We start from the raw sequence: 14,001 nt of genomic DNA on the forward strand, positions 1-14,001 counted from the left end.
TGCTGTCTTTAGAATTTGTTGTCATTTTGACTAAAAGATAACTAAAAATTCATACATTTTTGCAGATGAAAGATTAGCTCTCCTTTCACTATAATTAGAACATAGTTTAAAAATTCAAAATATTTCAAAGGCAAAATAGCACTGTAATAGGAGGGGACGTCCCTATGTCATTTGGAACAGCAGAATATCGAGAAAGAATCCGTAAAACAAAGGAAAGAATGGCAGTCAAAGGAATCGAAGTACTACTTATTACTGACCCGGCCAATATGAGCTATTTATCCGGTTATGACGGGTGGTCTTTTTATGTACACCAAATGTTAGTGATTATTGAGGATGAGGATCAACCAATTTGGATTGGGCGCGGACAAGACGCAAATGGAGCCAAAGTAACGACATGGCTTTACCATGAAAACATTATTCCGTACCCAGATGATTATGTCCAATCCGAATCAAAACACCCAATGGATTTTGTAGCCGACATTTTAAAACAAATCGGACAGGATCGACGTGCAATTGGTGTGGAAATGGAAAACTACTATTTCACTGCAAAGTGTTACGAGCAATTGAAAATGAATTTACCGAATGCCTCATTTAAAGATGCCACATTACTTGTCAACTGGGTACGAATTGTGAAATCGGATACAGAGATTGAATATATGAAACGTGCAGCTAAGATCGTAGAAAAGGCGATGATGGCGGGAATTGAACTGGTTGATGAAGGTGTTCGGGAATGTGATGTTGCGGCTAAAATATTCCATACACAAATTACTGGTACCGAGGAATTTGGGGGTGATTATCCGGCGATTGTGCCGTTATTACCTTCTGGTGAAAAAACCTCAACCCCCCATTTAACTTGGACAGATGAGTGTTACAAAAAAGGCGATGCCGTCATTTTAGAGTTGGCTGGGTGCTATAAACGATACCATTCACCGCTAGCAAGAACATTAAATATTGGGCAGCCACAAGTAAAGGTTAAGACGCTTTCGGATGTTGTAGTTGAAGGTTTGAATGCATGCCTCGAAATGATTAAACCAGGTATTGCTTGTGAAGAAATTGAAGAAACCTGGAGAAAAACAATTGTGAAAAGCGGCATCATAAAAGAGTCACGTCTCGGTTATTCAATGGGACTGAACTATCCTCCTGATTGGGGTGAGCATACAGCAAGCATTCGTAAAGGAGACAAGACGATCCTGCAGCCAAACATGACATTCCACTTAATACCAGGTATTTGGTTGGACAATTATGGATTTGAAGCAAGTGAGTCATTCCGGGTTACAGAAAAGGGATGTGAGACATTTGCATCGCTCCCACGTCAGTTATTCATCAAAGACGGAGTACTGACAAACTAATATTCGGTACAAGGAGATGAAGAAATTCATGCTTTTCTTTACAGAACAGGAGCTTAAACAATATGTTCAATTGAACCTGGAGGCAATTTCTATTGTCGAAGAAGGGTTTACAAAATTGGTAAACAATGAAGTCACAATGCCCCCAATTATGCGAGTAGACGTTCATGACCAAAATGGAGAAGTGGATGTCAAGACTGCCTATGTCAAAGGTAAAGAAATGTTTGCAATTAAAGTTTCTTCTGGATTCTTTAATAACTATAAGCTTGGCCTGCCAAGTGGGAATGGTTTAATGATGTTAATCAGTGCACAAACAGGTATTCCTCAAGCCATTCTTTTAGATAACGGTTATTTGACAGACATCCGAACCGCAGCAGCTGGAGCAATTGCGGCTAAGTACCTCACAAAGGAAAACATTGAAACAGTCGGTGTCATTGGGTCAGGAGCACAAGCAAGATTTCAGATTAGAGCGTTAAAACTAGTACGTGATTTTAATAAAGTCCTTGTGTATTCCCGTTCAGGTGAACATGCAAAAAAGTATGCAGAAGAAATGACTGCGGAGTTTGATATAGAAGTCCAGCCGGTTGATAACGCTGAAACGGTTGTGCGTAATAGTGACGCCGTCATTACGACAACACCGGCAAAAGAGCCAGTTATTAAAGCAGAATGGCTACACCCTGGCCTTCATATTACGGCAATGGGATCTGATGCCGAGCATAAGCAGGAATTAGAGTCTGAAGTACTGGCACGGGCTGATAAGCTAGTATGTGATACAAAAGCACAATGCGCTAGATTAGGAGAATTGCATCACGCACTGGACGGCGGGGTACTTACAAATAACGCGTCCGTGTTTGAACTTGGACAAATAACGTCTAAACAAATTAAAGGACGTGAAGATGACAATCAAATTACTGTTTGTGATTTAACTGGAACAGGGGTTCAAGATACGGTGATTGCCCTGTATGCGTACAACGAATTGGTGAAACGGAATTTAGGGTTGGCTATTGAAAATAAAACCTTTGCGATACAAAACTAATGGAGAGTGATCTTATGACAAACAAAGATGTTCAGTTAGGTACAAAAGCCGTTTGGGCTGGTGAAAAAGAGTATTTGGTACATGGAGCCACACAGGTACCCGTCGTACTTAGTGTAGCCTATGGTTATGATGATATGGATGAGTGGTATGATGTCGCGATTGGTAAGAAAAAAGGTCATATTTATGGGCGGAATACAAATCCGACCGTTCAAGCTTTCGAAGACAAGGTGAAAATTCTCGAAGGTGCAGAATCAGCAACAAGTTTTTCAACAGGCATGGCAGCGATAAGCAACACATTAGCTACGTTTTTAGTTCCAGGGGATCGCATTGTATCGATTAAAGACACATATGGCGGAACGAATAAAATCTTTACAGAGTTCCTTCCGAGGCAACAGATTGAAGTAGTACTTTGCGAAACGGGAAACCATGAGCAAATTGAGTCAGAAGTAGCAAAAGGTTGCAAGATTTTATATTTGGAAACACCGACAAATCCAACGGTGAAAATAACAGACATTGAGCGTATGGCTAAAGCTGGCCACAGTGCAGGGGCACTAGTAATTGTTGACAATACATTTGCAACTCCAATCAACCAGAATCCGATTTCATTAGGGGTAGATCTTGTCATTCATAGCGCGACGAAGTTCTTAGGGGGTCATGCAGACGCTTTAGGTGGTGTCGTATGTGGTGCAAAAGAGCATATCGAAAAAATCTATCACTACCGTGAAATCAATGGGGCGACAATGGACCCGATGGCAGCTTACTTGATGTTACGAGGTATGAAAACACTTCATCTCCGTGTTCGTCAGCAATGTAAAAATGCGCTTGCTCTTGCAAACTTCTTACAAACAAAAGAAATCGTTGAAGGCGTTTATTACCCAGGTCTCGAAACGCACCCGCTTCATGAAATAGCAAAAAAGCAAATGAAAGATTTTGGTGGCATGCTGAGTTTTGCAGTTAAAGGGGGCGTTGATACGGTAAGGGATCTTCTTCCGAAATTACAATTCGCTCACCGCGCTGCTAATCTCGGTGCGGTTGAAACAACGGTCGGTCCAGCCCGAACGACGAGCCACGTTGAATGTACACCGGAAGAGCGGGCTGCAATGGGTATCCCTGAAGGACTTATTCGTATTTCTTGCGGTATAGAGGATATTGAAGATATCATCGCAGATTTCGAGCAAGCTTTTGACCAGGTAGGGAGTCCTTTACAAGTTTAATAGATGACGAGCAATTTGTTGGAGGTGAATCCTGATTGTCTAATTTTCATCCAATGGTTAAACGAGTAAACAGCCTGTTTGATAAACTGATTGAATGGCGTCGCATGTTTCATCAACATCCAGAACTCAGCTTTCATGAGTTCTGGACCTCCGAATTTGTTGCGGAAACGTTACGAACAATTGACGGAATGAAAGTAGAAAGAGGGATTGGAGTAGAAACGAGCGTTGTTGGAACATTAACTTCTGAAGAAGGTCCAACCATCGCATTAAGGGCAGATATAGACGCATTGCCAATTAACGAAGCAAACAAAACGAGTTATACCTCAAGGAATGAAGGTGTGATGCATGCGTGTGGTCATGATGCTCACACGGCCATTTTACTAAGTGTAGCGACTATGCTTTCAGATCTCCTTAAAGAAGGAGAGCTGAAAGGAACAGTGAAATTCATATTCCAGCCTGCAGAGGAAAGTACGAATGAATACGGGCTTTCAGGATCTCCTTATATGGTGAATGCCGGAGCTTATGACAAGGTAGATGTAGCGGTGGCACTTCATATGTGTCCATGGCTTCCTGTTGGTAGCATACAAATGAATAATGGTTATAGTATGGCAAACGTTGATGTATTTAAAGCGAAAATTTTTGGAACAGGCGGCCATGGGGCTTATCCTGAACTCGGTACAGATCCGATTTGGATGCTTGGACCTGTTATGCAAGCACTACACGGGATTGTCCCACGTAAAGTCTCTGCATTAGATGGTGCAGTTGTTAGTATAGGAGAATTACATGCTGGAACAGCAAGTAATATTATCCCGACGGAGGTATCGATCACCGGAACATTACGCAGTTATACACCTGAAATCCGTGATCTCTTGGGCACGGAACTTAAGAAGGCGTTTTCGATCGTTGAACCTCTTGGTGGAAAATACTCACTTAATATCGAACAAGGGGAACCGGCCTTAAATAATAACGCGCTTGTCAATGAAATGATTAGTGAGGTTATTGCAGAGATTTATCCTGAATTCAATATTACAGAAAACCCATTCGGACTAGGAGGAGAGGACTTCGGCTATGTAACACAAACCATTCCGGGTTCCATGTTTTTTCTAGGATGTGCACAAAAAGACGGAGTTCAAAGAGATTTACACACACCGTGTTTTGATATTGATGAAACGTGCTTGCCGATAGGAGCTGCGATACTTACACAATTTACTGTAAAGTTTTTGAAAGACAAGGGGAACTTACAAATTCCACGTAATTTGGAGGTACAAACAAATGGTGCATAAACTGGCATTTATCGGATTTGGTGTAGTTGGGCAAGGATTAGCAGAAATTCTTCGTGATAAAAAAGAAGCATTAAGACAAGATGAAGGTTTTGAGCCTGTGATTGTCGGAATTTCTGATTTGATGAAAGGTTCGATCTATCATCCAAATGGCCTTGATATTGATACAGTTTTACAAGTGTTAAAAGAAACGGGCAGTCTTGAAAATTATCCACAAACACCAGGGCTTGTGACGGGTTGGGATAGTCTCAAAACCATTCGTGAATCAAACGCGGATACGATTATCGAGGTTTCTTACACAGATGTTAAAACAGGGCAGCCTGCAATTGATCATTGTAAGACTGCATTTGCAAATGGAAAAAATGTCGTTATGACGAATAAAGGTCCTGTTGCACTGGCTTACGGCGAACTTTCTAAAATGGCTGAAGAACGGAATGTCCACTGGGGATTTGAAGGAACGGTGATGAGTGGAACCCCTGCATTAAGAATGCCGATCACGACGCTGGCAGGAAATGAGATAACAGAAATACGTGGAATTTTAAATGGGACCACCAATTTCATTCTAACGAAGATGGAAGAAGAAGGTGTTTCTTATGATAAAGCCCTTAAAGAGGCCCAAGAGCTTGGTTATGCAGAAGCCGATCCGACAAGTGATGTAGAAGGCTTTGATGTTAGATATAAGATTGTCATTTTGGCGAATTACATCATGGGCGTTCCTCTGACCGTAGAAGAAGTAGCATGCAAAGGAATTACAGACATTACTTTAAATGATATTGAAGAAGCAAAACAAGAGGGGAAGCGATGGAAGCTGTTGGCAAAACTCCGCAATGAAGAAGGCAAAGTGATTGCCTCAATTGCTCCGGAAAAAATTGCGGTTACGGATCCGCTTGCTTCAATCAATGGTGCAATTAACGCGATAACGTACAATTGTGATCTTCTAGGTACTGTTATGTTAAGCGGTGCCGGTGCTGGGAAGGTTGAGACAGGATTTTCACTTTTAATAGATTTGCTCACTATTAATCGTACAAAAAAGGTCGTTAATATTTAATTATAGAGAGGCGGTAATGTTGATGAAAACTCAATTAGCTGGTCGAAAGATGTTTTTTGCGGGTCAATGGATAAATCGTGATCGAGTCATTGAAGTTCGTGATCCACAGGATAACCACATAATTGATACAGTACCTGCTGCTTCGGTAGAAGACATGCTCAATTGTATTGGTGAAGCAAAAGAAGGAGCAAAAATTGCGGCTTCTATGCCTGTGCATGAACGAATGGCAGTGATTAGTAAAGCTGCGGATTATATTGAAGCGAATAAAGAAATATACGCACGTACGATTTCACGAGAAGGTAGCAAAACAATTCGTGAAGCGACAAGTGAAGTAACAAGATGCATTCAAACCCTTCGAATTAGTGCAGAAGAAGCAAGAAGAATCCATGGAGAGACGATTGCTTTTGATCAAGTGCCTGGAACTGAGAACCGAGTCGGGTATTATTACCAGGTTCCAATCGGTATTATCGGTGCCATTACACCGTTCAATGATCCGTTAAACCTAGTTGCACACAAGGTAGGACCCGCAATTGCCTCTGGAAATGCAATTATCGTAAAACCTGCAACTGTGACACCTTTAAGCGCCCTTTTACTTGCGGAAGCCTTTGTGGAAGCCGGACTACCTTCGAAAGTGCTGTCGGTTATCACAGGTTACGGAAGTGAGATTGGCGATCCCCTTGTCACACATCCTGCCATTCGAATGATTTCTTTTACCGGAGGGCTTGAAGCAGGAGAAGAGATTACCAGGAAAGCAGGTTTGAAAAAAATCAGTATGGAGCTTGGTTCCAATTCACCAGTGATCGTATTAGAGGATGCTGATTTACATGAGGCGATTGGATCAACGGTTTCTGGAGCGTTTTCGGCGGCTGGCCAAAACTGTCTAGGTGTTCAGCGAGTGTATATTCAAGAACATATTATGGATTCTTTCAAAGAAGGTTTTGTAGAACGCACAAAACAATATTGCGTTGGTGACAAGCAATCAGAGCAGACTGATATGGGACCGCTAATCAATGAAAAAGAAGCAATCCGTGTTGAAAACCTGGTTCAAGAAGCCATCGAAAAAGGGGCTGTTTTATTGGAAGGTGGAAAGCGTGATGGCGCATTCTATACACCAACGGTCTTAACGAACGTACCAGAGGATTGTACCATTGCAAACGAAGAAATATTTGGTCCGGTCGTTCTCCTTTATCCAGTTGTTGATCTAGAGGAAGCCATCCAAAAATCGAATGATGTAAGGTATGGATTACAGGCAGGTATTTTTACAAATGATGTAAGGAAAGCTCATAAAGCGATTGAGAGGATGGATGTTGGTGGCATTATGATCAATGATAGCAGTGACTATAGGATTGATGCTATGCCATTCGGAGGTATGAAAAAATCAGGATTGGGACGTGAAGGTGTGAAATTTACCATTCAGGAGATGACGGAGCCAAAAGTGGTTTGTTATAAATTGTCTGACGGTTAAAATATTCTCCGACTCTATCAATTGCTTTCATTGATTTGAAAATAATAACTGAGAAAGGGAATAATTCACAAAGAATTCTATTCCCTTTTTCAAATAAAGGGTGGATTTATTTGAAGAAAACAAAGGAAAAAGCGTCTTACAACAATTCCGTATTTAAAATTTCTGCCGTCATCATTGCACTTTTCACAATATGGGGAGCCCTTTCTCCAAAGAGCCTCGCCAAAAATGCTTCTGCGGTCTTTGATTTTACAAGTTACTCCTTCGGTTGGTTTTATTTGTTTTCCGTTGCATGTTTTGTTGCATTTTGTCTATACCTCGCTTTTAGTAAATATGGAAAAATCAAACTAGGACCAGATAATGAGAAACCGGACTTTTCTCTTTTTACATGGATAAGCATGTTGTTCAGTGCAGGCTTCGGCGTTGGAATTGTATTTTGGGGTGTTGCCGAGCCGTTGACCCATTTTGCCAATCCTCCTTTCGATGATATTGAACCTCAATCTGTGGAAGCAGCACGCCTTGCAATGCGTTATTCCTTTTTTAACTGGGGAATTCATCAATGGTCTGTCTTCACAATTGTAGGGTTGGCCCTTGCCTATTTTCAGTTCCGAAAAAAGAGCAAATCACTTGTAAGTGAAACTCTTACGGGTATTCATATAAAAAGAGGAAGGAAATCTATAAAAAAGACAGTCAATATTCTTGCTGTGATCGCCACTGTCATAGGGGTGTCCACATCATTAGGCATGGGAGTATTACAAATCAATGGTGGGCTGAACTATGTATATTCATTACCGAATAACGCTTGGATGCAAACGGTGATTGTGCTTGTGCTGCTTGCCCTTTACCTTACATCGGCTACTACGGGTCTGAATAAAGGGATTAAAATTTTGAGTAATACCAATATGACACTGGTCATCCTTTTAATGATCTATTTCCTTTTTCAAGGGCCTACGGTATTCATTTTAGAAAGCTTTGTAGTTGGAATCGGTGATTACCTTCAACACTTTACGGAAATGAGTCTTTATTTAACACCCTACAGCGGTGACTCCTGGGTTCATGATTGGACAGTCTTTTATTGGGCATGGGTTATTGCTTGGTCACCGTTTGTAGGTTCTTTTGTTGCTCGTATATCAAGAGGAAGAACGATCCGAGAGTTTGTGATCGGGGTAATGATAGTGCCTCCAGTAATTGCGTTTATGTGGATGGCGATTTTCGGTGGTACAGGATTGTATTTGGATTTGTTTCAAAACACAGCAATTGCCGACGCGGTTTCCAAAGATGTCACGACAGCAATATTTGTTCTTCTGAATGAATTCCCGCTTTACACTTTGTTCTCGGTCATCATAATGGTTCTAATCGCTATATTTCTAGTCACATCAGCTGACTCTGCCGTATTTGTACTTGGTATGATGACATCGGATGGAAATTTAAATCCATCAAATATGGTTAAAATCATATGGGGTGTACTACTGGCAGGAATTACAATTGTTCTGATTATCAGCAGCGGACTAACAGGATTGCAGGCCGCATCATTAGTCTCCGCACTTCCATTTACAATAATCCTGATTTTGATAAGTATATCACTTTATAGATCATTATCTAATGATCGGAAAATTGAGCGTACCAATCTTCAGAAGGTGCAAAAGAAGGCGCAATAAAAGTTCAACCCTTTATCACTTACACGTTGTGAGATTAAACAAAACCCGGGTTATCTTTTGGAATGTAAGCGCTATCTAAAAAGGTTATTTTTATCCTTAACAAATATACCTTCTAAGTTTAGGTTCATACTTCAATTAATGGGTGGCATTACTTTGTATAAGTGATGCTATCCACTACCATGAAGAAAATGGTTGGATTCACAAACATCTATCATAGGTTACTATTTGCTTTTCTATTTCTTCGCAAACAAATAGAGTGCGGCCATTAACAAGCAAAACGCAACGATTCGCTTCCCGTCGATCGGTATTTGTTTCATGCCTATCCAGCCAAAATGGTCAATAATTGAACTCATAATAATTTGACCCGCAATAACTGTGATTAATGAGGCTGCAACTCCAATCTTCGGGACGGCTAATACCATGGCAAATACATAGAACGCTCCGAGGATCCCCCCGATCAATTGCCACTTTGGAACAGATAATGCAGTTAACAAGTTTCCTTTACCAAAAAACAGCATCATTAGAAATAGCACGACCGTACCAATCAGAAATGAGAGAAACGCACCTTCAACGACACCGATCCGCCTGCCAAGTCCGCCATTTATCCCAGCCTGGACAGCTATTGCAACGCCCCCTAGAAAAACTAGAAATACCATTACCACATTCATTGATTTGACTCCTTCTAACAATCTATGTATCAATCTACTTTATCATAAACGGAACGATTGCAATCAATTCTTCAAAAGTATTAAAAAACCGACAAAAGAACAAAATCTTTCCGTTATGTTTCTACAATCTTTTTATGTGCAATGTGTTATGTTTTGGACAAACTTGCAAAAATTCACAACTGTTTTCCACTAATAAAAGGAAGGAGGGCTGAATAAGTTTACTGAAATTTTCCGACATTGCTTATGAAGCATTTTACCCCAGAACAATATGTTCAGTAGAAATGATCACTTCTTCCTTACATTAACCTCACATTGTTAATACGCAAACCATTCTATGAAAGCGCTTCCGTAGTCTATAGCTACATACTAGTTGAAGGAGGTAAATCTATGTCTGACCTAGTTAAAATCGGACTTATTCAAGCGACTCATGATGTGGATGGTAATGAACCGGTTGACGTCCATAAAGAAAACGCGATTGAAAAGCATTTAGAACTTGTAAAAGAGGCTGCTCAAAAGGGTGCGCAGATTATTTGTTTGCAAGAGATCTTCTATGGGCCTTATTTTTGCGCGGAACAAAATTCAAAATGGTATGACTCAGCGGAAGAGATTCCGAATGGCCCCACGACTTCTCAGTTCCAGGCCCTAGCAAGAGAACTCGGGGTTGTTATCGTCCTGCCAATCTATGAACGAGAGGGGATCGCTACCTATTATAATACGGCGGCAGTTATTGATGCAGATGGCTCTTATTTAGGAAAATACCGAAAACAACACATCCCGCATGTGAAAGTTGGTGATCAAGGCTGTGGGTTCTGGGAGAAATATTACTTTAAGCCAGGGAACATGGGCTATCCCGTTTTTGACACTGCTTTTGCCAAAGTCGGAGTTTACATCTGTTATGACCGACACTTCCCAGAAGGCGCAAGATTGTTAGGTTTGAGCGGAGCAGAGGTTGTCTTTAATCCTTCGGCAACGGTTGCTGGCCTTTCTGAGTATTTATGGAAACTGGAACAGCCAGCCCATGCGGTTGCGAATGGTTACTATTTAGGTGCAATCAATCGGGTAGGGACTGAGGCACCGTGGAACATGGGTGAGTTTTATGGGCAATCGTACTTGGTTGATCCGAGGGGAAGTTTTGTCGCAACAGCTAGCCGTGACCAAGACGAGGTTATTATCGGTGAAATGAATAAGAAAATGATACGTGAAGTCCGTGATGTCTGGCAGTTTTACCGGGATCGTCGTCCTGAGACATATGGTGATATGACTGCATTACTTCCTTAGAAAACAACGGGTTTTGTACAGCGATAGTATGTAAGACCTGTTTTCATTCGAAGCTTCGCTGAAAATTGGTACTCAAGCGCTGAATAATGCTTTCCAAGCGCCAAATAACGCGGTTTGAGCGCTGAATAACGCAGCTTGAACGCATAACACCGGTTCATCACTGCTAAAGGTGGAGCGATTACCGTATAAAGCAGGTCTGCTATTACTTGATATAAAGGAGGCTTAGAGACTTGGCTAAATCGGAAATGGCACGTATTTCATTAACGGATTTGAAGAGGAATTTTCAGGAGGTTGAACCAGGACTTACAGGCCGTGAAGCGGTTGAGGAGGCGAATCGTTGTCTTTATTGCTATGATGCGCCCTGTATACAGGCATGTCCGACAGGGATCGATATCCCCACATTTATTAAAAAAATTGCTTCTGGAAACTTGAAGGGTTCAGCTACGACGATTATGTCTGCTAATCCTGTAGGAGCAAGTTGTGCACGGGTATGCCCGACTGAAGAATTGTGTGAAGGAGCATGTGTACTCAATCATTCGACGAAACCGATCATGATTGGAGATTTACAACGCCATGCGACGAATTGGGCGATTCAAAATGAACAGGTTCTCTTTCATAAAGGGGCATCGAATGGACGAACGGTTGCAATCATTGGAAGTGGCCCTGCTGGGTTATCAGCAGCGCGTGAGTTAGCGCTTCTCGGGTACAAGGTGACAATCTTTGAGGCATCGGACAAAGCTGGAGGGCTGAATACGTATGGAATCGTCTCTTTTCGTTTGCCGCAACAAATCTCGTTCTGGGAAGTCGAACAGGTAAAGAGCCTTGATGTCGAGATTCTTACAAATACAACGGTCGGCAAGGATATTTCAGCTGAAGAGTTGCAGAATTCTTATGACTTTATCGTTCTTGCTGCTGGGATGGCACATGTACCAAACCTCGGCATAGAAGGCGAAGAGCTTGATGGTGTATATGATGCAATCGAATTTGTAAAAGAAACGAAGACAAAGCAATTGACTAACGAATTTGTTGGGAAAAATGTTGTGGTAATTGGGGCTGGGAATACCGCGATCGATGGCGCAACGTGTTCCGTTCGTTTAGGTGCTGAAAATGTGAAAATCTTATACCGTCGGACTCAAGTTGAAATGTCTGCCTATGATTTCGAATATGAATTTGCCAAACAAGATGGGGTTGAATTCCGCTGGCTTACCCAACCTACGAAAATCATTGGTGATGAGAATGGGCGTGTGAAAGCAATCGAATGCCTCAAGATGGAACTTGGTGAACCTAATGAAGATGGAAGAAGACGACCTGCCCCTGTAAATGGCACTGAGTTTATGATACCTGTCGATGCGGTAATTAAAGCGATCGGCCAGACTCGACACCAAAGCCTTATCGATCAGTTTAACCTTGAACAGATCAACGGGGTTGTTCAAATATCTGAAACGTATCAAACATCTGATCCGAACGTGTACGCCTGTGGCGATGTTGTATTCGGAAAAGGAAAAGGAGAAGCGATGGTCGTAACCGCGGCTCAACAAGGGAAAAACGTTGCCTATGCTATCCACCACCAATATGAGAAGAACTCAGTAACTGCCTGATAGAGGTTGTTCAAAAAGTCTTGTAAAAATAGCTGTCGAAATTCTTCGTTACTCGCTCTTTTTGTCCTCCTTTTTGAACACAAACTAAAAGCAGATTAAGTACACGTCTTGAAAGGAGAAGTCGACATGGCCGATTTAAGTACGAACGTTGCTGGAATTAAGTCACCAAATCCATTTTGGTTAGCATCAGCACCACCGACTAACTCCGGGTACCAGGTTCAACGAGCCTTTGAAGCAGGTTGGGGCGGGGCAGTCTGGAAAACGCTTGGTGATCCGATTTTGAATGTAACCTCACGCTTTGCGGCGGTAAGCTTTAACGGTCAACGAGTAGCTGGATTCAATAATATAGAGTTGATCACTGACCGTCCACTCGAGGTTAATCTTAAAGAAATTTATGAAACGAAAAAGAAGTTTCCAAATCATGCAGTTGTCGCTTCATTAATGGTCGAGCCGAAACAAGAAAAGTGGCATGAGATTGTCAAAAGAGTGGAGGAAGTCGGGGTAGATGGGCTTGAACTGAACTTTGGTTGTCCACACGGGATGGCAGAACGTGGCATGGGTTCTGCGTCAGGTCAGGTTCCCGAGCTTGTTGAAAAACAAACGTATTGGGTAAAAGAAGCCGCACAAACTCCAGTTATTGTAAAATTGACCCCGAACATCACCGATATTACATCAACAGCAGAAGCGGCCGTTCGTGGTGGAGCAGATGCGGTCAGTATGATCAACACCATTAACAGTTTAGCGGGAGTCGATCTTGACTCGTGGAACACAATCCCGCATGTCGGTGGGAAAGGTGCTCATGGTGGGTATTGCGGACCAGCAGTTAAACCGATTGCGCTTAATATGGTTGCCGATTGTGCCCGTCACCCGAATATCAATGTGCCAATCTCCGGGATAGGAGGCATATCTGATTGGAAGAACGCGGTTGAATTCATGCTAATGGGAGCATCTGGTGTTCAAGTTTGTACGGCAGCAATGCACCATGGCTTCCGTATAGTCGAAGATATGATCGAGGGATTGAACAATTATCTCGATGGAAAAGGAATTGCCTCCCTAAGTGAAATTATTGGAGCGGCTGTTCCAAAATATTCAGAGTGGGGCAACCTCGATCTTAATTACAAAATTGTCGCAAAGATTAACAATGATGTCTGTATTAACTGCAACAAATGCCATATTGCATGTGAAGATACATCGCATCAATGTATTGACATGTTGAAAGACGGATCTGGCAACTCGTATTTGGAGGTTCGTGAGGAGGATTGCGTTGGTTGCAACCTTTGTTCAATTGTCTGTCCAGTAGATGGGGCGATTGACATGATCGAGATTGAAAGCGAACACCCACCAATGAGTTGGAACGAACGGCAAGCGGCTTTTACTTCCAACCAATCCTATAATCCTGATCCGGTAAAATAG

Annotated in this window: 11 protein-coding genes; 10 read left to right on the forward strand and 1 reads right to left on the reverse strand. The window is 42.0% G+C overall.

The genetic code is table 11. The features are described from left to right. The first annotated feature begins 164 nt into the window (after positions 1-164). From NON16_RS18510 to NON16_RS18540, 7 genes are all read left to right on the forward strand, one after another. Complete coding sequence (locus NON16_RS18510; RefSeq protein WP_257350910.1) at positions 165-1,349, forward strand: M24 family metallopeptidase; 1,185 nt, start codon at positions 165-167, stop codon at positions 1,347-1,349. A gap of 28 nt (positions 1,350-1,377) precedes the next feature. Next, positions 1,378-2,382 carry a cyclodeaminase gene (locus tag NON16_RS18515; protein ID WP_257350911.1) on the forward strand — a complete coding sequence of 335 codons (1,005 nt, stop codon included), beginning with the start codon at positions 1,378-1,380 and terminating at the stop codon, positions 2,380-2,382. Positions 2,383-2,396: 14 nt separating this feature from the next. Continuing rightward, positions 2,397-3,596 carry a cystathionine gamma-synthase family protein gene (locus NON16_RS18520; protein ID WP_257350912.1) on the forward strand — a complete coding sequence of 400 codons (1,200 nt, stop codon included), beginning with the start codon at positions 2,397-2,399 and terminating at the stop codon, positions 3,594-3,596. Between the two features lie 35 nt (positions 3,597-3,631). Then, entirely contained in the window at positions 3,632-4,879 is a 1,248-nt protein-coding gene (locus NON16_RS18525; RefSeq protein ID WP_257350913.1) for a M20 metallopeptidase family protein, read from the forward strand. Continuing rightward, entirely contained in the window at positions 4,869-5,924 is a 1,056-nt protein-coding gene (locus NON16_RS18530) for a homoserine dehydrogenase (RefSeq protein WP_257350914.1), read from the forward strand. The genes NON16_RS18525 and NON16_RS18530 overlap by 11 nt, the downstream gene beginning before the upstream one ends. A gap of 22 nt (positions 5,925-5,946) precedes the next feature. Then, complete coding sequence (locus tag NON16_RS18535) at positions 5,947-7,389, forward strand: aldehyde dehydrogenase family protein (RefSeq protein WP_257350915.1); 1,443 nt, start codon at positions 5,947-5,949, stop codon at positions 7,387-7,389. Positions 7,390-7,499: 110 nt separating this feature from the next. Further along, a complete protein-coding gene (locus NON16_RS18540) occupies positions 7,500-9,044 on the forward strand; it encodes a BCCT family transporter (RefSeq protein WP_257350916.1) in 1,545 nt (514 codons plus the stop codon). 233 nt (positions 9,045-9,277) lie between these two features. On the opposite strand, the gene NON16_RS18545 is transcribed toward NON16_RS18540, so the two are convergent. Continuing rightward, positions 9,278-9,712: a DMT family transporter gene (locus tag NON16_RS18545; RefSeq protein ID WP_257350917.1), complete on the reverse strand. Its 435-nt coding sequence runs from the start codon at positions 9,710-9,712 to the stop codon at positions 9,278-9,280. 387 nt (positions 9,713-10,099) lie between these two features. Between NON16_RS18545 and NON16_RS18550 the strand changes: the two genes are divergently transcribed. From NON16_RS18550 to preA, 3 genes are all read left to right on the forward strand, one after another. Then, on the forward strand, positions 10,100-10,990 hold the full coding sequence (locus NON16_RS18550; RefSeq protein WP_257350918.1) for a nitrilase-related carbon-nitrogen hydrolase: 891 nt from the start codon (positions 10,100-10,102) through the stop codon (positions 10,988-10,990). Positions 10,991-11,235: 245 nt separating this feature from the next. Beyond that, entirely contained in the window at positions 11,236-12,588 is a 1,353-nt protein-coding gene (locus NON16_RS18555; RefSeq protein ID WP_257350944.1) for an NAD(P)-dependent oxidoreductase, read from the forward strand. 126 nt (positions 12,589-12,714) lie between these two features. Then, positions 12,715-14,001: an NAD-dependent dihydropyrimidine dehydrogenase subunit PreA gene (gene preA, locus NON16_RS18560; protein ID WP_257350919.1), complete on the forward strand. Its 1,287-nt coding sequence runs from the start codon at positions 12,715-12,717 to the stop codon at positions 13,999-14,001.

The organism is Pseudalkalibacillus decolorationis (assembly GCF_024609785.1).
In the GTDB taxonomy this organism is placed as follows: Bacteria; Bacillota; Bacilli; order Bacillales; family Fictibacillaceae; genus Pseudalkalibacillus; species Pseudalkalibacillus decolorationis.

Coding starts and splice junctions, on each gene's coding strand:
- NON16_RS18510 (WP_257350910.1), top strand. CDS start 165: ATGTCATTTGGAACAGCAGAATATCGAGAAAGAATCCGTAAAACAAAG.
- NON16_RS18515 (WP_257350911.1), top strand. CDS start 1,378: ATGCTTTTCTTTACAGAACAGGAGCTTAAACAATATGTTCAATTGAAC.
- NON16_RS18520 (WP_257350912.1), top strand. CDS start 2,397: ATGACAAACAAAGATGTTCAGTTAGGTACAAAAGCCGTTTGGGCTGGT.
- NON16_RS18530 (WP_257350914.1), top strand. CDS start 4,869: ATGGTGCATAAACTGGCATTTATCGGATTTGGTGTAGTTGGGCAAGGA.
- NON16_RS18535 (WP_257350915.1), top strand. CDS start 5,947: ATGAAAACTCAATTAGCTGGTCGAAAGATGTTTTTTGCGGGTCAATGG.
- NON16_RS18545 (WP_257350917.1), bottom strand. CDS start 9,712: ATGAATGTGGTAATGGTATTTCTAGTTTTTCTAGGGGGCGTTGCAATA.
- NON16_RS18550 (WP_257350918.1), top strand. CDS start 10,100: ATGTCTGACCTAGTTAAAATCGGACTTATTCAAGCGACTCATGATGTG.
- NON16_RS18555 (WP_257350944.1), top strand. CDS start 11,236: ATGGCACGTATTTCATTAACGGATTTGAAGAGGAATTTTCAGGAGGTT.
- preA (WP_257350919.1), top strand. CDS start 12,715: ATGGCCGATTTAAGTACGAACGTTGCTGGAATTAAGTCACCAAATCCA.